Origin of the sequence: Paenibacillus sp. USDA918EY (genome assembly GCF_009870825.1) — a bacterium.
Lineage (GTDB): Bacteria > Bacillota > Bacilli > Paenibacillales > Paenibacillaceae > Paenibacillus_AQ > Paenibacillus_AQ albilobatus.
The window spans coordinates 20108-43182 of sequence record NZ_WTWY01000008.1 but is presented as its reverse complement, the minus strand read 5'-3'; the positions used below and the strand labels follow the sequence as shown (position 1 = coordinate 43182).

Here is a 23075-nt window from a genome sequence, read left to right as displayed (position 1 = left end):
AGGGTCCATGAGCGGTTAAGCGTTGCCGCGGCTCAAATGGTCCACCATGCGCAGCCGGTCTTCTTCGGACAAATTGGTTTCAACATGGAAGCATCCCGTGCAAATATACATATTGACCCGGAAAGGAGGCTGAATGACAGGCGACTTCATCGCGCTGAACTGCGCCGGCGCAAAGCTGTCCCCTGTAATCTGCTGGGTGCCGGCCAAAATCATGTAGTCGCGGCATTTCGGACATTCCGGCACTTCCTCCTGCTCATCCAATATTTTTTCCACGGTTTCCTCGTAATTCATCAAATCATGGCTCTCTTCGAATTTATCCAGCGTACGGATAGAAGGGGGAAGATTATGCCGCATATCCTCTTGTCCCCAATACGCCGCGTCGTCATCGCCGCCTTCGTCTTCCCATTCCTCATGCTCCGCGGGCTCTTCTTCCTCTTCCCCGAGCTGGATGCTCAGCGTCCGATACCCCTTCAATTCGTTTTGGCAGTATGGACAAGCATCTTCAGGTCCAATTTCCTCGTCCCAGACGATTTCCGTCTGGCACCATGGGCAAACGGTCGTTTCCATTGCCATTCACTCCTCAATGATTCATTAAATAATAGATGCCGACGATAAAAAAGATTAAAGCGGCCACGAATAAAATTCTTATCAGGTTCTTCATTTTTTCCCCCTAATAAATACAAGCCCCGATGACATAAGACAGGGATACCGAGATCAGCAGGGAGATGATCCCTACCGCCCGGTTATCCTTGCGTATTTCCTCGTCGACCGAAAATACCGGAGTTAAAAACTCAAACAGCAAATACGCCACAAACAGCAAAATATAACCAAAAACGGCCCACTTCATCGTATCGTATATGGTTGTTTTCGCCTCGATGCTGTACCTTAACACGTTGGCTATGGCGAAAATTTTGCCGCCGGTCGCCAGGGATGCCGCGACGTTGCCGCGGCTGATCTCCTTCCAGCAATTATATCTGGCGACCAGCTCAAACAGGTACAAAAATACGATCAAGCCCAAAATGGCTACCGAAAAATAACCGATCAAAATCCCAAGCGGATGGGAAAGCATCTGATCCACCCCATTTTTCATCGTCCTGCCTCCTTCAATCGCTGCACGTCAGCCTTTAACCGGCCGATTATTTAAGCTCCGCAACCGTCACGCCTGTTCCGCCTTCGCCGTAATTGCCGAGACGGAAGCTCTTGACGTGTTTATGCCTGCGTAAATAATCGGTGATTCCCTTCCGTAAAATGCCTGTGCCTTTGCCGTGAATCAGGTACACCTGACCCAAGTTGCCAAGGAAAGCTTCGTCGATAAAACGATCGACTTCGATCAACGCTTCTTCAAGATTGGCGCCGCGCAAATCAAGCTCGGTCCGGACGTTGTCGTCCCGGGTGCGCTTCACCGTCGTCGCCTGCCGCTGAGTCTGTTTGGCCGCCGCTTCGTGCGTCTGCACCAGCTCCAGGTCATCCAGGCCGACTTTCATTTTCATGATGCCGAGCTGCACGACCGCTTCTTTAGATCCGGCCAGCTCGACGACATGGCCTTTTTGGTTCAGGCTGTACACCATGACCTCGTCGCCCGCTTCGATTTTGCGGGGAGCCTTCGGTTTGTTTCGCGCCGCCGATTTTTTGCGCTGCTGCGGCTCGGCATCGTCAAGCCTTTTGCGTGCTGCAATCAGCTTATGCTCTTTGACCGCCGCGCCTTCTTCTTTGGCGAGCTGACGGAGATCGCCGATGATTTCCTCCGCTTCGCGTTTCGCTTTCGCAATAACCTCTTTCGCTTCCGCCTGCGCTTTTTCGATCAACCGGTCGCGCTGCTGCTCGAGTTTCTCCAGCTCCTGCTGGTGCCTGCTGCGCAGCTGCTCCATCTCCTGCCGCAGCTTTTCGGCCTGCTCCCGCTCCACTTCCGCGCCAAGGCGGTTTTCCTCGAGCGATGCGATCATATGCTCAACGCGCTGATCCTCTTCGTTGACTTGGCCGCGCGCAAAATCAAGAATTTGGTTCGGCAGCCCAAGCCGTTCCGCAATCGCAAACGCGTTGCTTCGGCCCGGCACGCCCACAAGCAGCCGATACGTCGGGCTTAAGGTGTTTACGTCAAACTCCATGCTCGCGTTGATGACGGATTTTCGTTCGTAAGCGTAAGCCTTCAGCTCGCTGTAGTGCGTCGTTGCGACCATGCGGCAGCCCATTTGATGGATATGCTCCAAAATCGCGATCGCAAGCGCGGAGCCTTCCGCCGGATCGGTGCCCGCACCGACCTCGTCCAGCAGCACGAGGCTTTTTGGCGTCATGTTTTTCAAAATACGGATAATGTTCGTCATATGGCTTGAAAAGGTACTGAGGCTCTGCTCGATGCTCTGCTCATCCCCGATATCGGCGTAAATCGCGTCGAATACGCATAGCTGGCTGCCTTCCTCCGCCGGAACGAACATCCCCGACATCGCCATCAGGCTGAGCAAGCCGATCGTTTTCAGCGTTACCGTCTTCCCGCCGGTATTCGGGCCCGTGACGATGATGGACGTGTAGGAATTCCCCAGCTCCACGTCGATCGGGACAACCTTCTCCATATCGATGAGCGGATGGCGCCCTTTGCGAAGCTTCAGGAACCCCCGGTCGTTCATGATCGGTTTTGATGCTTTCATCGCATGGGCCAAGCGGCCTTTAGCAAAAATAAAGTCGAGCTGGCCGACCAGATCGAGGTCGAACAGCAACAAATCCGCCTGCTCGCCCACTTTGGCCGTCAGCTTCTGCAAAATGACCTCGATTTCGCGTTCCTCTTTCATTCGGGTTTCGCGGAGCTTGTTGTTCATCGCCACGATCGATTCCGGTTCGATAAACAGCGTTGCGCCGGAACCGGATTGGTCGTGCACGATGCCGCCGAAATACGAACGGTATTCCGCTTTGACCGGAATGACGAAACGGTCGCCGCGGATCGTCACGAGCTGGTCCTGCAGCATTTTGGCGACGGACGAGGAACGGATCATGTTATCCAGCTTCTCGCGGATGCGCACTTCGCCGGAGCGGAGCTCGCGGCGGATTTGGGCAAGCTCAGAGCTTGCGGAATCCAGCACATCCGCTTCATCCGAAATGCATGCCTTAATGGCGTCCTCCAGCGCTTTTTGCTCCGAAATGTTTTCGCTGATGCTTACGAGCAGCGCAAGAGGCTCGTCCTCGTTCATTTGCGAGATGAAACGCTTGATGCGTCTTGCGCCTCCGGTCGTGTTGCTGATCGCCAAAAGCTCGTGCGGATTCAGCGTGCCGCCGATTTTCGCCCGTTTCAGCGCCGCCGAAACGTCGCTGATTCCGCCGAAGGACGGCGTTCCTTTCAGACGTTCCACGGTATAGGCTTCATCGGTCGCCTGCAGCAGTTTTTTGACCGACTCGAGGTCGATGTCCGGCCTTAAGTTTTCCGTGATTTGTTTGCCCATGGAGGTCTGGGTATAGCCGGCACATGTATTTAAAATCTTGCGGTATTCCATTGTATGCAAAATTTTATCGTCCAAGAAAATTCACTACTCCTCTCATGCATCGGGACCTGCAAACCGTGTGCTGCCGCAGTCAGCTTTTTTGCAAATCCCCATATCGCTCTTTATTATATACGAAACATGCTCGCCTTCGCTATTTGCCTTCAAAATGGCCAAAGCGGAAATTCCAATAAATCAGGACAAGTCCGATACATAACATTGCTCAAATTGAATACAATAAACGATGCATACAGAACCCATTTCCTAATGAACGGCATTAACAAGCATTACGAAATGGTTCATACAACGTACTTTCTACGCAAAGGAGGCCAATTGCATGCATTTTCTGGGTCATGTCGTACGATTTATCGTTTCCGCGATTGTGCTTATGGTTGTCGGCTGGATCGTTCCGCAATTCTCCGTCGGTGGATTCTGGAGCGCTCTGCTGTTGGCCCTGGTCATTGCTTTGCTTGGCTGGGTAATTGAAGGAATCTTCGGCAAACGAGTTTCGCCGTTCGGTCGGGGCATTGTCGGCTTCGTGGTCAGCGCGCTGGTCATTTACATCGCCCAATTTATCGTTGGCGGAGTCAGCGTCACCATCCTTGGTGCGATCCTTGCCGCCCTCGTGATCGGGATTATCGACCTGTTCATTCCGGTGTCCGCCTTCAATGCAGCCAAAGACCATAAATAACACATGCAAAAACCCTCCTGTTCCCATGGAAGCAGGAGGGTTTTTCATTTCGCCTGTCATGGTTATGGTTCGGATCAGATGGAAGCCACCTTGCCCTCGGGCGAGTCGGCCAAAATCGCATCGGAAGCCGTCACCACTTTGTTTTTGCCTGTCCGCTTGGCATGATATAACGCGATGTCAGCCTTGCAGAACAACGTTTCCTTGTCGTCCCCGGGCCGGTAATCGCATAACCCGATGCTCACCGTCACCGGCCGGCCTTTCAGGTTCGGGTGCTCCTGGGCGGAAATTCCTAAACGGAGCTTTTCCGTGATGGCTTCTGCCTCCGCCAGCGTTTTATCCGCGAAAATAACCGCAAACTCTTCCCCTCCATACCGGGCCGCGAAATCGTTCGGCATCATGATGGAAGTGATCGTTGCAGCCACCTGCTTGAGCACGAGGTCGCCGACCCAATGCCCGTACGAATCGTTGACCTTTTTGAATCCGTCGATATCGATAATCGCCAGCTGCAACGGCAGATGGTATTTCTCCGAATGCTGCAGCAGCGCGTCCAAATATTCGTGAAAGGTTTTATGATTGTAAAGCCCCGTCAAAGCATCCATTTTAAGCAGCTTGTCCGAAATGGTTTTTTCGACGAGAAGCTGCTGTTCCGACTTCATGACCGTTTTCAAATACCCGGCAAATTCCTTCACCCGGATCAAAATCGTGCTTCCAATCAGCAGGCTGACCACAAACACGCTTTCGACCTGAATGAATTCCTCGATCGGTTTTTGATATAGCGGACGTTCGATCAAAAAATAAATCGGTATGTACGTCAAAATGGTAAAAACACCGAAGCTGAACAGCATTTTTCGGTCAAAATAGACGACGGAGATGACAACGGGAAGCAGCAGCGCGGTTTGCGATCCGTCCGCGGTCGGCTGGGTAATAAAATAAAACATGTACGAGATCAAAAAACCGCATGCCGCGATCGCCTTTTTATGATGTTTCGGCCAGCAGCGCAGCCACGTTTCGGTCATGACGAGCAGCAGCACGGTCAGCCCGTTCGAGCCGGCCCACCTCAGCCAGAAGCCCGCCCCTTTTCCCGCCCCGCCCGGGTGGGCTCCGCCGGACAGCAAAAAAACGGCCTGGGCCAGCAGAAACATCAGCATGACGATCCAGTAAGCGTTTAATATTTTTCGGTGCCACCGATCCTCCAAAAGAACATTGTTCCCGTCCATGAAAAAGTCAATCCCCTACTCTTTAGGAAAAAATAAACTTACAAGGAAAAACATAAGGAATCGTGATTATCATTATAACTTAACATTAAGTCAAAATACATCTCGAGCTGTAAAATTCTTGAAAATTCATTGGATTGGTTCCTTTATTGACGACTTGCGTTATGAATTCACCAATTATTCAAATGAGCAACGTTCCGTTCTTCCAATTTTGGGGTATGATGACTACTAGAATTACTTCAAAATTAAAGTTTTGAGGAGGGTTCACGATTGAAAAAGACCATTGCTTTGGTTCTTTCCTGCATGCTTCTCCTGACGCTTGTCGCTTGCGGAAAAAATAAGGAGGATGCTTCAACCGCAAACGGCGGCGTCACCGACACGGGCGTTGCCCCCAGCGAAGAGCTGGTCATCAAAGCGACGAATTATTCGTTCGATAAACAGGAATATCATCTCAAAAAAGGGGTTCCCGTCAAAATTTCGCTCGACAATGCGGAAGGGATCCACGGCGTTTTGGTTCCGGCTCTCGAACTCCAGCTCGACAACAAACATAAATCCCAAGTCGTGACACCGGATAAAGCCGGCACGTTCGAAATGACCTGCTCGGTATTTTGCGGCGCGGGACATACGGCCATGATCGCCAAAGTGATCGTGGACGAATAACATCAGGCGGGTCATCTCGACAAATAACGGTCCGCAAACCGAAACCCGTCCAAATAACAAAAGGGTATAGGGATCTTCGACGATCGGACGGACCCAAGCAAATCCCCCTACAGACTGCAGAAAGGAACGCGTCATGATATGCTCCTGCTTGCGGCTGTAGGGGGATTGTCTGTCTTTTAGGGAACGCGATCAGCTTTGGTCCTGTTCGATCAGTTCGATCCACTCGTTGTATTCGGTTTGCAGCTTGGCGTATTCATCCTGGAGCAAGCTGTGTTCCTTTTGCAGCTCCTCCGTTTTCTCCTGCTGAAGCTCAAGCTCGGCCTGCAGCAGACGGTACTGGTTGGCCATTAGCTCGAAGTTTTCGCCGACCTCGCGCAGTTCGGCCGCCGCGCGTTCCTTCTCGTTCTGCAGCTTGTCCAGCTTCTCTTCTCCTGCGGCAATTTGACGCTGCCATTCGGCAAGCTCCGCCTGCAGCTCCGATTCCTTGCTGTTCCAATGCTCCTCGCGGCTCATCATCTCTTCCAGCTTTTCCTGATAGGACTGAAGCGCGAGCTCGCTATTGCGGAGCAGCTCCCGCTGCTCGTTTTCCCGATCGGCGGCTTCATCCAGCATCCGCGTCAGCTCCTCCGCCTTCCGGATCGCTTCATCCTTTTCCTCCAGCACCATCAAATACTCGATTTCGGTATCTTCCTGCTGCCGTTTCATTTCGGCGACCTTCCGCTGCAGCTCCTCGTATTGCTTTTGCAAACCTTGGTACTGCTGCTTCAAATTTTCGTATTGGTTCATGTGCTCCTGATAGAGGCGTTCCAAGCCGCTATGTTTCTGCCTGAAATCACTGACCTGGAGTTCAGCCTCCCGATAAGACGCCTCAAGTTCGGCAAGCTCCCTTTCAAGGCGGTCGCACCGTTCGCTTGTTTCGGCCATCTGGTTCAGCAGCTCATCCTGTTCCCGGAGCCGCTGATCGTACTGATCCTTCAGCATCTCATGCTGCTGCAGCGTTTCGCCGTGCTGGCGCTGCAGCTTGCGGTACTGCTCTTCTTTTTCTTCCATCGAATGCCGCAGTTCCGTAAGCCCGGCTTCTTTTTGTTCCGCTGCCTGCTCCAGCTCCGCATACCGCGCCTGCTGTTCTTTCAAAGCCTCTCGGAAATCCGCGCTATTCGCCTTGCTTTCCTCAAGCGCCTTCCGAAGTTCCTCGGCTTGGGCTTTGTTCCCGTCAAGCGCGAGCTGAAGCTGTTCGCATTGCGCTTCCGTTTCCTTGAGCGTCCGGTGGAGCTGTTCGGAATGCGCTTCGTTCTCCTTCAGCATTTGCTGAAGCTTCGCATACCCCGCTTCTTTTTCCTCCAGCGTCCGCTGGAGCTGCTCGTATCCGGCCTCGGTTTCCTCGAGCGTCCGCCGAAGCTGCTCGTATCGGGCTTCTTTTTCATCGAGCTCGCGCCGAAGCTGTTCTTGCGCAGCTTCTTTTTCATCGAACTCGCGCTGAAGCTGCTCTTGCGCAGCTTCTTTTTCAAGAAGCTCTCCTTCCAGCTTCTTCCGGATTCCGTCTTTTTCCTGCACCGACTGCTGCAGCGTTTGGATCAGCTCTTGGCTTGAATCAAGCTGCTCCTGACGTTCCCGGAGAAGCTGCTCCTTGGCCGCAAGCAGCTCCTGCTGCTCTTCGATGGAAAGCTCCTGCAGCTGCAGCGTTTCGTCCAGGTCTTCGAGCTTCTTGTTCAAGTATTCGATCTGCCGCTGCTGCTGTTCCAGCAGGGCGCGCTGTTCTTCGTTCTTCCGCTCCGCGGCTTCCGCCTTCCGGTTCTCTTCCTCCAGCTGCTCCTTAAGCACGCTCAGCTCGTCGTGCAGTGACTTCATGCCGGCTTCGAGCGTATCGTTCTGCTCTCCGGCCTCCAGCAGCCGAAGCTCCAAATCGCCGATTTCTTCCTTGTGCTTGTCCGCCTGGCTGCGCCAGGAAGCCGCATCGGCCGCCAGCTTTTCCAGCTCCGCTTTCTGCTTTTGGGCGGACGCGCCGTATTCTTCAAGAAGCTTTTGCATGCGGCGTTGTTCCTCTTCCGCAAGGGCTGCTTCCTCCTTGAGACCGTTGATCTGTCCATTCAGTCTGACCTGCTGCTCCCGAAGCGTCTTCAGTTCGGTCTGGGAAACCTCTTCTTTCTTGAGCGCCGCCTGGTGCTGCTCCTGAAGTTTGGCATACGCGTTTTTCGACTGCTGCAGTTCCTCCTGAAGACTTCGGAGCTTGCCTTGCAGCTGGGCGCTCCCTCCCCGAAGCTCGTTCAACTGTTTGTTTAAGCCCTCGATGGCCGTTTGATGTTTTTGCTCCGCCTCGCGCAGGGACGCTTCGTGCTTCTCGCGGGCTTCCTTTAATGCGGCCAAATGCTTTTCTTCGGCCGTTTTGAGCAGTTCCTGCTGCTTCTGCTCCGCCGCCTGCAGGGCAGCGGCATGCCCCTTCTCAAGCTCCTGCACCGCCGCCTTGTGCCGCGCTTCTAGCGATTGACGGTCCCTTTGATGCTGCTCTGCCGCCTGTTTTTCCTTGCGCTGCAGCGCTTCCTTCGCTTCCGTTTCCTTCTTGAGCAAAGCGCGCGCGTCTTCCAGCTCTTTGCCGAGCGAAGCCCGGGTTTTCTGCAGTTCGGCGCTTAAGGATCCTTTGGTGTCCTCCAACTGCTTTTGAAGCCCGGAGCGTTCGGACTCCCACTGCTTCCGAAGCTCCTCCATCTCTTTCCGGCTCGCCTTATGATCGGCCTGGAGTTTTTCGTATGCCTCCTGCTGCTCCGCGCGGAGCGCATGCAGCTTCGCCAGCTCGCTCCGCAGCTCGCTTCTTTCGCCGGTCAGCATTTTGACCTCGCTCTGAAGCTCTTGCATCTGAATGGCTTCCTCGGCCATATGCACGGCGGTCAACACGGCAAGCTTCATCGTGTCGAGCCGGGCATGGCTTTTGGAAATGGTGTTCATCCGCTCATCGACGTAAGCGGCGATTTTTTTCATGTAATCGGCACTGCTGCCTACCAATTTATAAGAAGTCCCGTAGATCTCTACGGTGACGCGGGTACGATCGGGTGTAGTCACTGCTTGCGCCCTCCTTCGTATTGTGTTGGTCTGAGATGTCTGTTTTTTCCGCAAAAAAAGCCACATCGAATCGTATATGTACATGGATTCGATGCGGCTTCGTTCAATTCCTGCTATTTTCTCAATTCTGCATGAAAAGTTTGCTCCAGGCGGCCGACTACGGCTGCATGCGCCGCGGATACCTCTTCATCCGTCAGCGTGCGTTCGTTGTGGCGGTAGACCGTCGAAATCGCGACGCTCTTTTTGCCTTCGCCCAGCTTGCTGCCCGTGTACACGTCGAATACCTGCACGGACTGCAGCAATTCTCCGGCCGCTTCGCGGATGGCTTCCAGCATCGCTCCGGCTTCCACGCTTTCGTCGACGACGACGGCGATGTCGCGTTCGGATGCCGGGAAGCGAGGAAGCTCGCGGTATCTGATGTCTTCACTAGTATGATCATATAGCGGCTGAAGCAAAATTTCCGCCGTATATACGTCGCCAAGGTCGCGCTCCTGCTGAAGCTGCGGATGCACCTGGCCCATCGTGCCGATCAGAATCTGCTCCGTGCCATGCTGCAAATATAGGGAAGCGGAGCGCCCCGGATGATATCCTTCCGGTTGATTCGCCACGTAACGGATGTTGTCCTCGAGGCCGAGGAATCCGAACAACGTTTCCAGCGCGCCTTTCAGATCGAAGAAATCGACCTTCTCCGGCGTTTGGTTCCACTGTTTTTCCGCGCGGCTGCCGCAAAGCAGCAGCGACAGCACCGGCAATTCTTTCGGCTGAACCGTCAGCTGCTCTTCGTTCGTATAGAACACGTTCCCGATCTCGAACACGGCAAGGTCGTTTTGCTTGCGGTTGGCGTTATACGCGGCGACGTCCAGCAGGTTCGGAATGATGCTGGTGCGGAGGACGCTGCGCTCCTCGCTCATCGGCATCAGCAGCTTGACGGCATGGCTGCCCTCGGTCAAGGCCGGGAACAAGCGGGTCGTCTCCGGATGCGTGAAGGAATACGTAATGACCTCCTGCCATCCGCCATGCGTAAACATCTTGCGGATATCGCGGCGGATCGCCTGCGCCTTCGTGTAAGCGCCCGGCGTCGTTTTGCCTTCGATCGCCGTCGTCGGGATGTTGTCGTAGCCGTACAGGCGGGCAATCTCTTCGATCAAATCCACGTCCAGCGTAATGTCTCCGCGCCGCGTCGGCACTTTAACTTCAAGCACGCCCTGCGCGGTGTCGGCACAGCTGAAATGAAGGCGATTGAAAATCGTTTTGACCTCCAGCATCGACAGATCGGTGCCAAGGAAACGGTTCAGCTTGTCGAAGGAAAGCACGATCACCTTCTCTTCCGCGTTTACCGATCCGGCTTCCACGATGCCTTTATGAACCGCGCCGGACGCATAACGGCAGATCAGCTCCGCCGCCCGGTTGAGCGCAGGAATGACGGCGCTTGGATCGACTTCCTTCTCGAAACGCTGGCTCGCTTCCGAGCGGAGTCCCAGCTGTCTGGACGTTTTCCGCACCGTACCGCCGTCGAACTTGGCGGATTCGAGCAGGATGTTCACCGTGCCGTCCGTCACTTCGGAATTCAGCCCGCCCATGACGCCGGCAAGCGCGACCGGTTTAACGCCGTCGGTAATGAGCAGCATATGCGGCTCCAGCTTGCGTTCCTGCCCGTCCAGCGTGACCAGCGTTTCGCCTTCCTTGGCAAGGCGGACGTCGATCGCGCCGTTCTCCAGCTGATCGGCGTCAAACGCATGCAGCGGCTGGCCGTATTCCAGCATGACATAGTTCGTGATATCGACGATGTTGTTGATCGGGCGCACGCCCGCGGCCATCAATCGGTTTTGCATCCACTGCGGGGACGGCCCGATTTTCACGCCCGTAATGTATCTGGCGGCATAGTGGCTGCATTGCTCCGGAGCGCTGATGTTGACGGAAATATGGTCGGCTGCCGCATCGCTGATTTCCATCAGTTCCTTTTCCGGTTTCGGCAGCTTCACGTCGCGGCCGAGAATGGCCCCGACTTCGTAAGCCGCGCCGATCATGCTGAGGCAGTCGGAACGGTTCGGCGTCAGGTCGAATTCCAGCACCTTGTCGTCCAAGCCGAGTACATTTCCGATCGGCGTGCCGACCTGTACGTTCTCTTGCAGCACGAGAATGCCTTCCTGCTGTTCCTTTGGCAGAAGCTTGTCGTTCATGCCGAGCTCCTTCGCCGAGCAGATCATGCCTTGCGACGCGACGCCGCGCAGCTTGGCTTTTTTTATTTCCAGCCCTCCGGGAAGTTTCGCTCCGACGAGCGCCACCGGCACCTTTTGGCCTGCGGCGACGTTTTTCGCGCCGCACACGATCTGCAGGTCTTCTTCTTGTCCGGCATCGACGATGCAGACGTTCAGCTTATCCGCATCCGGATGTTTTTCCTTGCTTTTTACGTAGCCGACAACGACCTTCGAGACGCCTTTGTTGCGGTTTTCGATTTCGTCGATTTCGATCCCCGCGCGCGTGATTTGTTCGGCAAGCTCTTCGGCCGCCACGTTTTCAAGCGAAACATAGTCCGCTAACCATTCTGTTGATACTTTCATCCCGGGTCCCTTCCTTCTTTCCTGATTTCATGTCCGTTCGCAATTTCCTTTACCTGCGGGCGAACTGTTTCAAAAATGCCATATCCCCATTATAGAAATGACGAATGTCGTCAATGCCGTACTTGAGCATCGCGATCCGGTCCGGCCCCATGCCGAAAGCGAATCCGCTGTATACTTCAGGATCGTAGCCGCCTTTGCGCAGCACTTCCGGGTGCACCATGCCGCAGCCCAAAATTTCGAGCCAGCCGGTTTGCTTGCACACGCGGCAGCCGCTGCCTCCGCATCTTGCGCAGGTCACGTCCACTTCGGCGCTTGGCTCGGTGAACGGGAAGAAGCTTGGACGCAGGCGGATTTGGGTTTCGGGCCCGAACATTTTTTGCACGAATTGGAGCAGCGTCCCTTTCAGGTCGCTCATCCGGATATTTTCGCCGATGACCAAACCTTCGATCTGGTTGAACTGGAAGGAGTGCGTCGCGTCATCGTCGTCGCGGCGGTACACTTTGCCCGGGCAAATAATTTTGACAGGCACATGCCCCTGCATCTTTTCCATCGTCCGCACTTGCACAGGCGACGTTTGCGTCCGCATCAAAATGTCTTCCGTAATGTAGAACGTATCTTGCATGTCGCGCGCCGGGTGGTTTTTCGGCAGATTCAGCGCCTCGAAGTTGTAATAGTCCGTCTCCACTTCCGGCCCTTCGGCGATTTCATACCCCATGCCGATGAAAATTTCTTCGATTTCCTGGATGACCCGGTTCAGCGGATGAACGCCGCCCTGCTTCATTTTGCGTCCAGGCAGCGTCACGTCGACTTTTTCCGCCTGCAGGCGTTTTTCGGTTTCGGCTTTCTGGAATGCTTCCTGTTTCGATTCGATGACCGCTTCAATCGCGCCGCGCACGTCGTTGGCCACCTGGCCGATGACCGGGCGTTCCTCGGCGCTCAGCGCGCCCATGCCCCGCAAAATTTCCGTCAGCGCGCCTTTTTTGCCCAAATATTTGACGCGCAGGTCATTCAGCTGCTGCACATCCTCTACTCCCTGCAGCTGGTCCAGGGCTTCCTGCCGCAGCGCTTCGAGTTTCTCCTTCATCTTTTTCCTGCCTCCTTCTCAAAATAAACGTACCTCTTTCGCCTCAAGGGCGATTCGGCAGCCTCCCCGCAACGAAGAGGAACACTGGACCCGAACCTGATCCCTGAAGCTTTACAAAAAACAAAAAAGGCCTTTTCTCCCCAAAAGGGACGAAAAGACCGTGGTACCACCCTTGTTAGAACCGCATATCGCCCGCAGACGGGCATGCCTGTTCTCACTCTGATTCGTCGTTAACGGCACGAAAACCGGTTTCCCCTACTGCCCCGTGCCGGCCGCGCCGGACAAAAGGTTCAGGGAACTGCTCCGGAGGGAATTTCGGCAGCCCTGTCCCTATAGAAACGCTCTCAATCTCCGGCGTCTCCTCCCTGTAAAGCGGCACTGCGTACTTGTCTCCATCATGGCATTTGTTTTGTTGTTGAACATCAATATATGACGTTTACTTCATCTTGCACACTATAGTCATCTATTATAAGCAAAAAGGGCGGCGGTGGCAAGCCACCGCCCCGTTCGCATCGGAATTAAAGGCTCTCCAGTTCCTTCCGCAGCGAACGAATTTGCCGGATGCGCTCTTCGGCGCCCTCCGCCTCATCGATCTCGAGCAGCCTGGCGATTTCCCATTCAAGCGCGAGCCTCCGGTTTTCCCGCTCCGGATCTTCATTTAAAACTCCCCCATGCCTAGCTATGCGCTCCTCTTCTTCCTCCACCGTGCCTTCGAACAGCGCAGCTTCATGGTCCGGGGAAAGCGTCAGCAGGCGGTTCGCCAGCTTGCGGACCAGCATCCGGTCATGGGACACGACGAGCAGTGCCCCGGGATACGAAGCCAGCGCCTCTTCGACCACCTCGCGCGTCTGGATGTCCAGATAGTTCGTCGGCTCATCCAGCACAAGCAGGTTGGCGCCGCTGAAATAGAGCTGCAGGAACGCCGCCCGGCATTTTTCGCCCATGCTGAGATTGCCGATTTTTTTGAACACGTCTTCCCGCGAAAAAAGAAAGCAGCCCAGAATCGTGCGCGCATGCGTTTCCGTCATGTCCGGCAGGCGCAGCAAGCTGTCCAGCAGCGTTTCATCCAAATTCAAGCCTTCCAGCTCCTGCGAAAAATAACCGATGCGAACCGCAGGATGCATCCACACGTTCCCTTGATCCGGTTCAAGCTCGCCGAGCACCAGCTTCAGAAGGGTGGATTTGCCGCTGCCGTTCGGGCCTCTTACCGCCATCCGGTCGCCTCGGGACAGATCAAAGTCCAAATCCCGGAACAGCGGTGCATCATCATAACCGAAGGTTACGTCTTCCAGCCGAAGCAGGTAGCGGGCCGCAAACCCTCCGTCCCCAAGCTGCATATGGACCTTCGGCGTATCCCTCGGTTTCTGCACGCTGTCCTTTTCCAATCGTTCCAATTCTTTTTGCTTCGCATGGTACCTGGAAATGTTTTTCTTCGCTTTTGCTTTGTAATAAGGAGTGGCGGCTTTGGTTTCGGTATTTTTATCGGCCGATTTTTCGGCGTGGTGGAACCATTCCTGGTAACGGCGGATCGACTCTTCCAGCGCTTCCTTCGCCTGCTTCTGCTTTTTGTACAGCGCCTCCTGCTCCCTCAACTCCCGCTCCTTCTCCCGTTTGTAGTCGGAATAGCCGCCTTTGTATTTTTTTGCGCCGGTCGGGGTCAGCTCCCAGATTCCCGTCGCCACCCGATCCAGGAAGGTCCGGTCATGGGAAACGATCAACACCGTGCCGTCGTATTGGTTAAGCCAAGTTTCGAGCCAGGCCATGCTTTCACCGTCGAGATGGTTGGTCGGTTCGTCAAGCAGCAGAAACGCCGGGCGTTTGGCCAGCAGCGCCGCCAGCCGTACCCGCGTTTTCTGGCCGCCGCTCAGATCCGCAAAAGGAAGCTCCCATAACTCCGGTCCGATATTCAGCATGGTAAGCACTCGCTCGAGTTCGATTTCCCACTGGAACCCGCCGAGCTGTTCATAACGCTCCAGCGTTTGTCCATAAGCGTCAAGCACGGTGCCGTCTTCCGAAGCGGAAGGATCCGCGAGCCGCTGTTCAAGCTGCTTCAGGTTCTGCTTCGCGCGCCAAACCTCCCCGCTGTCGCATCCCGCCGCATCCAGCGTTTTCAAGGACATCAGCGATTCGGAGCCCTGCTCCATCATTCCCCACTGTTCGAGAGGCAGTCCGCGTTCCACGCTGCCGCGGTCCGGGGCCAGCCGCCCCGTCAGGATGTTGAGCAGCGTCGTTTTGCCGGCTCCGTTGGCGCCGAATAACGCCACCCGTTCGCCTTCGAAAATTTCGAAATCCACGTTTTCAAAAATCGTTTTGCCTTTAAACTCCTTGGTTAGCTGTTTTGCTTTCATAATATTCATCATCTATGCATCATCCTTTTGAAATCAAAAATAAGAAAAACCGCAGGCAGCTCGCCTACGGCAGGGATTCAAAATAGGATGATGCCTATTCGTTCATACGCGGACATACGGAGCCATCGACCCGGAGCATGACTGCAACCCGGAACGCTGCTTCCCTATACGCCTCCAAAAACGCGAAAAAAAAGCACTCCGCATCCTTAACTGGGCCCACGAATCCCGAAAAATAGACATAACCACTCTCTTCCCTGCGCTTGGCGCGAGAAAACTGCCTGTGCAACATATTCATGTCGGCATGCAGATTAAAGAGAATAGCCATGTGTATCCATTGGTATTGTGGTTACCTCGATTCGTTAGGATGAAATGCTCGATGCCATTGTATCAAATTTATCCGAGGAAGGGAAGCCTGGAAGAACCCCCGCGTACATCTCCGGATGTACTCCCGGGATAAAGAATCGACTCGCGGTGGGATTCCGGCCGCCGGATCTGTTGATATTCTTGAATCATGACATGAACGAAGTTTTAAAAAAAGTATAATCATGAGGTGGTTAACGATGACGAATTCTTCCAACTATATTATTATCATTGTGCTTGTGTTATTGCTTTCAGCCAGAAAAAGAACCGTGAAACCCGTAAGTATGTGGATCATCCCGGCCTTGTGGGCGTTTATGGTGCTGCCCGCGATCCAATGGCAGTCGGTCGGCGTCCTCGAAGCCGGCATGTTTGCCTTATGCGTCGTCGTCGGATTGGCTCTTGGCGTCATCAGAGGTAAACTGGAAAAAATGCGCGTCCGCGAGGACGGCAGCATTGTCACGCAGGGCTCGATGGTCAGCATGCTTATTTTTGTCGCCGTGCTCGCCCTCAGGCTGTTTGCGGAACATTGGGGGCAGACGCACTCCTTCGTCAGCTTCGCGAATGCGCTGATGTTCATTCCGCTTGGCACGATTTGTGCCCGCCGCATCGTCATTTACCGGCGTTATCAAGCCATGTTGAGCCGGCGCGGCATGTAACCGAAAGCGCCTCGGGCGTCCGTTCATGTTTCGCCTTTGACTGCCCGCATCTTTTGTTTTGGAGGTAACCGCCATGCAAAACAGCAAGGCCGATCCAAAAATACCGGGCGCCGCCACACGCGTGCGCAGCCTGCTGTTCACCCTCATCCTCGCCTTCTCCATGGTTCAAAACCTGAGCCGCGCCCCGCTCCATGAGGCATTGCCTGGCGCGGCCCTGATGATTGGCTGCTTATCGCTGTTATGGATGCCGGTCCGGTTCAAGCGCCCCTGGATTATTCTTGCGGCCGCGTCGATCCTTTGGATCGGCACCATGTCGTTTTGGCTTGCCGAAGGGTTGAACGCGACGGTTTATATCGTGCTCATCTTCCTTACGGGATGGGTCACCTCATGGGTGCCGTCGGCGCACTCCGCCATTTTTACGGCTGCTACCTGCGTTGCGAGCCTTTTCCTCCTCTTTTATGTGAGCGGACAGGGACCCGAATCGTTGTTTACCCATGGGATGGGACTCGCCGGCATTTACCTGCTGATGTGGGGCAGCAAAGTCCGGAAGGACGCGCGCAGGATGGAACAGCGGCATTTACGGGAGCTTACGGAAGCGCACCAACAGCTTGAACAAGCCTACGCTCAACTTCACGAGGCCCATCTGGAGCTGGAAGAGGCCGCCGAACGTTCGCTCCGTTATGCCGTTCTGGAAGAACGGAGCCGGATCGCCGCGGATATCCACGACAGCATCGGGCATGGTCTGACCTCCGTCATCGTGCAGCTGCAGGCGCTGCCGTACATGATCCGGGCAGCCCCGGACGAAGCGCGCTCCGCGCTGCAAAGCGTGACCGAAATCGCCCGCGGGTGCCTGCAGGACGTCCGGGCGGTCGTTCATGAAATGGGTCTCTCCCATACCGGCATGACCGGTCTGAAAAAGCTTGCCGACAACTTCGCCGAACGAAGCGGGCTTGAGGCCGATTTTGCCGCCGATCTGCACGAACAAATTCCGCCCGAACAAATCGACGTGCTGTACCGCATCCTACAGGAAGGATTGACGAACGTTTTGCGCCATGCCGAGGCGACCGCAGCCGAAATTCGGCTGTCGGGGGAGCGCGACCGCATCACCATGACCATTCGCGATAACGGTCGGGCCGAGTCTCCCGTCAAGCCGGGATTCGGCCTGTCGGCGATGAAGGCAAGATGCGAAAAAGCCGGAGGCTCTCTCGCGATCCGTACGATACACCCCCATGGATTGGAACTTGTGGCGCAGCTGCCGAAAAAGAAAGGTTAGAGAATCCCCGCAAATGAGCGATTGTTCCGAAGTTATTCAGGTACGCTAGGAGAACCATGATGAATGGTACAAAATACTATAAACGCTTCGCTGTCTTAAAACAGGCGAAACGAGAAAGAGGTGGCCCAACATGCCCACCGAACGGATCCGCGTCATCATTGCCGACGACCAGCCTTTGATCCGCCACGGACTCGGGTTCATCATCAAAGTCCAACAGGATATGGAATGGTGCGGAGAAGCCGGCAACGGCCATGAAGCCGTCACGCTCGCCCTGAAGGAATGCCCCGACATCGTGCTGATGGATGTGCAAATGCCCGAACAGGACGGCATCGAAGCCACCCGGGAGTTGAAGCGGCTGCTGCCGGATGCGAAAGTGATCATCCTGACCACCTTCGACCTGGAGGAATACGTGTACGAGGGCATTCGCGCCGGCGCCGTCGGGTATTTGCTGAAAGACGCCGACCCGGACGAACTGCTGAACTCGATTCGCGCGGCCCACCGCGGAGAAGCGATTTACCGTACCTCCGCCGCGGCCAAAATGATTTCGGAAGCCTTACAGATGTCCGCTGCGGCGCAGGGCAAAAAGGACGCGCTTTCCGGTCTGCCCGATCCGCTGACCGACCGCGAGCTGGAAGTGCTTCAGGAGATGGCTTACGGCCTGAAAAACGAGGACATTGCCGCGAGGCTCCATATCAGCGAAAGCACCGTCAAAACCCATGTGCATCGGATTTTGCAAAAAATCGGCGCGGAAGACCGCACGCAGGCGGTCGTGCTGGCCATCCGCAACCGCTGGGTAGACTAGGGCCGCACACCGGAAAACCAAAAAAAAGCCGTCCCAAAAGATCTTGGATCTTGAGGGCGGCCCGATTTTTTCTGTTGCGAGACGCTACGGATACGGATCATTCCTCCCGTCGCTCTTGCGCTCCAATTTCCTGAATGGTTTCTCGTCCGCGGTGGAAATTGGAAGTGGATCCAGCATTCGATTGAATGAATCTATACTTCTTCCAATATCAATACCCCGCGTCCCGGCAGTTCCACGGTTCCCGACAGTATTTGTCCCGACAGCAAATCCCGACGCTTGCCGCTGCCGATGTCGACTGCCGCAAGGTCCGCGTTATGGTTCAACAGGAAGAGGAAGGAACGGCCTTCCTTCACGCGCCTTGCGGCTTCAACCCCATCGGGCAGCCGCTCGACCAGAGGTTTGACCCCTTGATCCGCGCACAGCTTGGCGAGGAACGGACGCAAAAATCCCGGTGCTGCGCTAGTGGCTACATAATACGCCTTGCCTTTTCCGTAAGCATGAACGGTCAAAGCAGGCATGCCTTGATAAAAATCCGAGCCGTATTCCGCCAGCACTTCGGCCCCCTCCGCATGGATCAGGTCGAACAGCATTTCGCAGTCGTAGGAGCCGTCCAGCTCGCCAAACGGTTCTTTCATCACGATCTGGTTGTACTGTCCCGCAGGAAGGGCATCGATTTCCTCCGCCCAGATGCCAAGCAGCGGACGAAGCTCGCCCGGATAACCGCCGGTCGTGACGCGGTCGTTTTCATTGACGATGCCGCTGAAAAACGTCGTGACGAACGTGCCGCCCGCCGCCGTAAAGGCCTCCAGCTTTTTGGCAACCCCCGGTTTGACCATATACATGACCGGCGCGATGACGATGTCGTATCGGCTGTAATCGGCTTCGACGCTGATCATGTCGGCCTGAATCCCGAGCTTGAACAAGGCGTCATAATATTTATGCACTTCGCGCACATACTGCAGTTCCACCGTCGGACCGCTCGAAAGCTCGACCGCCCAGCGGTTTTCCCAATCATAAAGGATCGCGACTTTCGCGTCGCTGCGGGCGTCAAGTAGACTGTCTCCAAGCCGTTGCAGCTCTTTGCCAAGCTCCGCAACCTCGCGGAACACGCGCGTATGCTCATGCCCCGCATGTTCGATGACCGCGCCATGGAACTTCTCGCAAGCTCCGATCGAGCGCCGCATTTGGAAAAACATGACCGTATCCGCGCCGCGGGCGACCGCCTGATAGCTCCACAGCCGCATGACGCCGGGCCTTTTGAGCGAGTTGTAGGCCTGCCAGTTCTGCTGGCTCGGCGTCTGCTCCATCAACAGGAACGGCATCCCGTCCTTCAGCCCGCGCATCAAATCATGCACCATCGCCGTTTCGCTGACGGGCGTGTTAAGCGACGGGTAATTGTCCCAGGAGATGACATCCATCTCTTTGGCCCAATCGAAATAGTTCAGCTCCGGGTACGTTCCCATCAGGTTGGTCGTAATCGGCACGTCCTTGCTGTGCTCGCGGATCGCCTCCGCTTCGATTTTGTAGCAGGCCAGCAGGCTGTCCGACATAAACCGGCGATAATCAAGCGAAATGCCTTGAAACGCGCTGACGTTGCCTTCCCCTTCTTCGCTGAGGCCGCTTGGAAGCACGATGTCGTCCCAATCGTAAAACGTATGTCCCCAGAAGCGCGTATTCCATGCTTGATTGACGGCATCGAGCGTTCGGTAGCGGTTTTGCAGCCATTCGCGAAAAGCCGCCTCGCAGCGTTCGCAGTAACAGTAACCCCCGTATTCGTTCGAGACATGCCAGAGCAGAAGCGCGGGATGATCCTTGTAGCGCTCCGCCAGCCTGCTTGCGATCCGCCCGGAATATTTGCGGTACGTCGGGCTGTTCGGGCAGGAATTATGGCGCCCGCCGAACCTGCGCTTCCGCCCGTAAAAATCGACCCGGGTCACGTCCGGATGCCGCTTGGCCATCCATGCCGGATGCGCCGCCGTGCTCGTCGCCAGCACGACGCCGATGCCGTCCGCATGCAGGCGGTCCATCGTTTCGTCCAGCCAGGCGAAATCGTACGTATGTTCATCCGGCTGGTTCAGCGCCCAGGAAAAAACGTTGATCGTCACGACGTCGATCCCGGCCAGCTTGAACATCCGGTGGTCTTCCTTCCACTCTTCCGGCCCCCACTGCTCCGGATTATAGTCTCCGCCATACCAAATTTTAGGCAGTTTCGGATGGATCAAAATTCGGTCGCCCCCTTTACTCGGTTGTCCCCGTTTTTCACCTTTCCCGGCGTATGGGAAAACATATCCCAGATCGAAAACCTGCGCCCGTCCTCGTCGTACGCCCCTTCGATCTGATAGAAGGCCGTCGCGGCCCCCCAGCGGAAATCAGGCGGAAATTGAAATATGCTCATGCCATTTCTTCTCTCACATCGGTGTTATCGTATAGATCTCGCCCGGCTGCGTCGCAAATTCTTCCGCGGCCGAAACCAACGTCCCGTCTTGGCGCTGGACGACATAAACGTCCCCGTTCAAAATCCGGCAGGCGTGGCCATGCGTAGACGTGATGTTCGCCCGGGTCAGCCGGCCTTCCGCCCATTCCATGGCGACGGTAAATCCGCCGCGGGCGGCCAGCCCTTTAACCTTGCCGCAACTCCAGGCTTCAGGCAGCGCCGGGAGCAACTCCAGACCATCGGCATGGCTTTGAAGCAGCATCTCCGCCACCCCTGCCGTAAACCCAAAGTTGCCGTCGATCTGGAACGGCGGATGGTTGCCGAACAGGTTCGGCAGGGTCGAATCGGTCAACACCCGGCGGATGCTGCGGTAAGCCCGTTCCCCGTCGCCCAGCCGGGCGAATAAATTGATCATCCAGGCTGCGCTCCAGCCGGTATGGCCGCTGCCGGCCGCAAGTCTCGCCTCAAGCGTCGCCGAGGCGGCTTCGGCAAGCTCCGGCGTCAGCCGCGGATGGATGGCATTCCCGGGATACAAGCCGTACAAATGGGAAACATGCCGGTGTCCCGGTTCATGCTCGGCAAAATCCCCGCTCCACTCCCTGAGCCGCCCGTCGGGCCCGATGCCCGGATGGGCCAGCCGTTCCCGCCGTGCCGCCAGCTCGTCGCGGAGCTCGGCATCCGTGTTCAAAATGGCCGACGCCTGAATACAGTGGCCGAACAGCTCGTCGATCAAGGCCATATCCATGGCGGAGCCTTGCGCTATGCTGCACGGCGTGCCGTCCGCCGTCAGAAAAACGTTCTCCGGCGACGTCGATAAAGGTGTCGTCCATGCGCCGTCCGGACGCTGCACCAGCCAATCCAGGCAAAACAGCGCGGCTCCTTTCAGGATCGGATACGCCGTTTCCCGTAAAAACGAAAGATCCGGCCGGAACGCATACCTCTCCCATAAATGCCTGGACAGCCAGACGCCGGCCATCGGCCAAAACGCCCATTTGGCGCTGCCTGCCGACGGCGTCGACATCCGCCACAAATCGGTGTTATGATGCGCGGCCCACCCGCGGCATCCGTAGTGGACCGCGGCCGTACGCCCGCCGCTGTCGCTGAGCTCGCGGATCAGGTCGAAAAGGGGCTCGTGGCATTCTCCCAGGCTGCAGCTTTCCGCCGGCCAATAGTTCATTTCCGTATTGATGTTGGTCGTATAATTGCTGTTCCACGGCGGCTGAAGATGCGGATTCCAAATCCCTTGCAGGTTCAGGGCCTGGGTACCGGGCCTGGAGCCGGCGATCATCAAATATCGCCCGTAATGAAAGAGCAGGCTTTCCAGCTCGGGATCGGACGCTCCGCCCCGATAGGCTGTCAGCCGTTCATCCGCAGGGAGGTTCGCGGCTGCTCCCGCTTCCGTCCCCGGGGTCTCCGTACCGAGGAGCAAATCGCAGCGGTCAAACAAGGAGCGGTAATCCTGCACATGCCGCTTCCGAATCTCTTCATACCTCGCCGGTGCGTCCCGCAAAATCCGCGAGCATGTTGCAGCCGGCGGCAACCCGTCCCGGCCCGGCATAGCGTCGTATCCGGCGAAATCCGTCGCCGCCGTAAGCAGGAGCAATACAGACCCGGCCTGCCGGATAACCAAGCGCCCGTTCTCCGTTTCCGCCTCGCCGCCTTGGGTTTTCGCGGTCAGCATCACCGAGAAGCTAAGCCCCATCGTATCCTCGTACAGAACCGGACGCGGATGGTCGCCGCGGTAATTTTCCGCGACATGGGACGGACTGCGGCCGGTTAATACCAGCGCCCCATCCTCTTCGATCCGGCACGGATGCGGCGAAGACAGCCAGACATCGATATCGGGCAGCGCCGCTTCGCCGCTTCCGTCGGCCTTTTCGGCGCGGATATGAACGGCGATCACGTCGTCCGCATGGCTGGCGAGCACCTCCCGGACGATTTTTACGCCATCAGCTTCAAATCCCGCCTCTACCACGGCCTCCTCCAAATCCAGCGTCCGGCGGTAGTTTCGGATTTCTCCTTCGATGCGGGTTGCGATATGCAAATCGCCAAGCGGCTGATAGGATTCGCTCCGGCGGCCGATCATGCTTCCTTCGATCAGCGCCTCGGCCTCGGTGTATCTTCCCTGAGCCGCCAATTCCTTGGCAAGATTCAGATGGCGGAGCGCTTCATAATTTAACGTATCCCGCGGGAACCCCGACCAAAGCGTGTCTTCGTTCAGCTGAATCCGCTCTTCCCGGGCTCCTCCGAATACCATGCCGCCCAGCCGCCCGCTTCCGATGGGCAAAGCTTCGGTCCACTCCTCGGCCGGCCTCTTGTACCATAATGTTTTTCTGTTTTGACTCATTCGCGTTGTCCCCTTCCCAGACCCTTTTTCAACTCATCCCTCTTGCCAAGAGCTTTCCATAGGTGTGCGGGAGGTTCCTTCCTTCAGATGCATTTTCCGCAAAATATTACACACTATAATATTACAA

At 55.9% G+C, this 23075-nt stretch carries 15 protein-coding genes, 1 pseudogene and 1 other annotated feature; of the genes and pseudogenes, 5 read left to right on the top strand and 11 right to left on the bottom strand.

What is annotated here, in order from left to right; all coding sequences use genetic code 11:
* Positions 1–15: 15 nt before the first annotated feature.
* The 3 genes from GQY55_RS17305 to GQY55_RS17295 all read right to left on the bottom strand — a co-directional run bounded on the left by GQY55_RS17305 (position 16) and on the right by GQY55_RS17295 (position 3503).
* A complete protein-coding gene (locus GQY55_RS17305) occupies positions 16–567 on the bottom strand; it encodes a hypothetical protein (protein WP_160043129.1) in 552 nt (183 codons plus the stop codon).
* A 103-nt stretch (positions 568–670) separates the two neighbouring features.
* Positions 671–1090 carry a DUF350 domain-containing protein gene (locus GQY55_RS17300; protein ID WP_160043128.1) on the bottom strand — a complete coding sequence of 140 codons (420 nt, stop codon included), beginning with the start codon at positions 1088–1090 and terminating at the stop codon, positions 671–673.
* Between the two features lie 46 nt (positions 1091–1136).
* Entirely contained in the window at positions 1137–3503 is a 2367-nt protein-coding gene (locus tag GQY55_RS17295) for an endonuclease MutS2 (protein ID WP_160043127.1), read from the bottom strand.
* 298 nt (positions 3504–3801) lie between these two features.
* Here GQY55_RS17295 and GQY55_RS17290 point away from each other — a divergent pair, with 298 nt between their 5' ends.
* The gene (locus GQY55_RS17290; RefSeq protein WP_160043126.1) at positions 3802–4155 is read left to right on the top strand and encodes a phage holin family protein; all 354 of its coding nucleotides are present in this window, start codon (positions 3802–3804) and stop codon (positions 4153–4155) included.
* A 74-nt stretch (positions 4156–4229) separates the two neighbouring features.
* Here GQY55_RS17290 and GQY55_RS17285 read toward each other — a convergent pair whose 3' ends face one another.
* The gene (locus GQY55_RS17285; protein WP_160043125.1) at positions 4230–5372 is read right to left on the bottom strand and encodes a GGDEF domain-containing protein; all 1143 of its coding nucleotides are present in this window, start codon (positions 5370–5372) and stop codon (positions 4230–4232) included.
* A 267-nt stretch (positions 5373–5639) separates the two neighbouring features.
* Here GQY55_RS17285 and GQY55_RS17280 point away from each other — a divergent pair, with 267 nt between their 5' ends.
* Positions 5640–6029 carry a cytochrome C oxidase subunit II gene (locus GQY55_RS17280; protein WP_160043124.1) on the top strand — a complete coding sequence of 130 codons (390 nt, stop codon included), beginning with the start codon at positions 5640–5642 and terminating at the stop codon, positions 6027–6029.
* Between the two features lie 189 nt (positions 6030–6218).
* Here the strand turns inward: GQY55_RS17280 and GQY55_RS17275 are convergent, their stop codons facing one another.
* The 4 genes from GQY55_RS17275 to abc-f form a co-directional block, all read right to left on the bottom strand.
* Entirely contained in the window at positions 6219–9083 is a 2865-nt protein-coding gene (locus tag GQY55_RS17275; RefSeq protein WP_160043123.1) for a hypothetical protein, read from the bottom strand.
* A 113-nt stretch (positions 9084–9196) separates the two neighbouring features.
* On the bottom strand, positions 9197–11644 hold the full coding sequence (pheT, locus tag GQY55_RS17270) for a phenylalanine--tRNA ligase subunit beta (protein ID WP_160043122.1): 2448 nt from the start codon (positions 11642–11644) through the stop codon (positions 9197–9199).
* A 49-nt stretch (positions 11645–11693) separates the two neighbouring features.
* Positions 11694–12728, bottom strand: coding sequence for a phenylalanine--tRNA ligase subunit alpha (pheS, locus tag GQY55_RS17265; protein ID WP_160043121.1), 1035 nt, complete (start codon positions 12726–12728; stop codon positions 11694–11696).
* 142 nt (positions 12729–12870) lie between these two features.
* Positions 12871–13136: a binding site (T-box leader), on the bottom strand.
* A 110-nt stretch (positions 13137–13246) separates the two neighbouring features.
* Positions 13247–15088: a ribosomal protection-like ABC-F family protein gene (gene abc-f, locus GQY55_RS17260; protein WP_160043120.1), complete on the bottom strand. Its 1842-nt coding sequence runs from the start codon at positions 15086–15088 to the stop codon at positions 13247–13249.
* Positions 15089–15636: 548 nt separating this feature from the next.
* On the opposite strand from abc-f, the gene GQY55_RS17255 reads away from it, so the two are divergent.
* From GQY55_RS17255 to GQY55_RS17245, 3 genes are all read left to right on the top strand, one after another.
* On the top strand, positions 15637–16092 hold the full coding sequence (locus GQY55_RS17255) for a CcdC protein domain-containing protein (protein WP_160043119.1): 456 nt from the start codon (positions 15637–15639) through the stop codon (positions 16090–16092).
* Positions 16093–16165: 73 nt separating this feature from the next.
* A complete protein-coding gene (locus GQY55_RS17250) occupies positions 16166–17365 on the top strand; it encodes a sensor histidine kinase (RefSeq protein ID WP_160043118.1) in 1200 nt (399 codons plus the stop codon).
* A gap of 130 nt (positions 17366–17495) precedes the next feature.
* Entirely contained in the window at positions 17496–18167 is a 672-nt protein-coding gene (locus tag GQY55_RS17245; protein WP_160043117.1) for a response regulator, read from the top strand.
* Between the two features lie 191 nt (positions 18168–18358).
* Here GQY55_RS17245 and GQY55_RS17240 read toward each other — a convergent pair whose 3' ends face one another.
* The 3 genes and pseudogenes from GQY55_RS17240 to GQY55_RS17230 form a co-directional block, all read right to left on the bottom strand.
* On the bottom strand, positions 18359–20389 hold the full coding sequence (locus tag GQY55_RS17240; RefSeq protein WP_160043116.1) for a beta-galactosidase: 2031 nt from the start codon (positions 20387–20389) through the stop codon (positions 18359–18361).
* A 23-nt stretch (positions 20390–20412) separates the two neighbouring features.
* A pseudogene (locus GQY55_RS17235) lies at positions 20413–20562 on the bottom strand (family 1 glycosylhydrolase); the annotation flags it as partial.
* Between the two features lie 13 nt (positions 20563–20575).
* The gene (locus GQY55_RS17230) at positions 20576–22948 is read right to left on the bottom strand and encodes a glycoside hydrolase family 95 protein (protein ID WP_160043114.1); all 2373 of its coding nucleotides are present in this window, start codon (positions 22946–22948) and stop codon (positions 20576–20578) included.
* Positions 22949–23075: the final 127 nt, after the last annotated feature.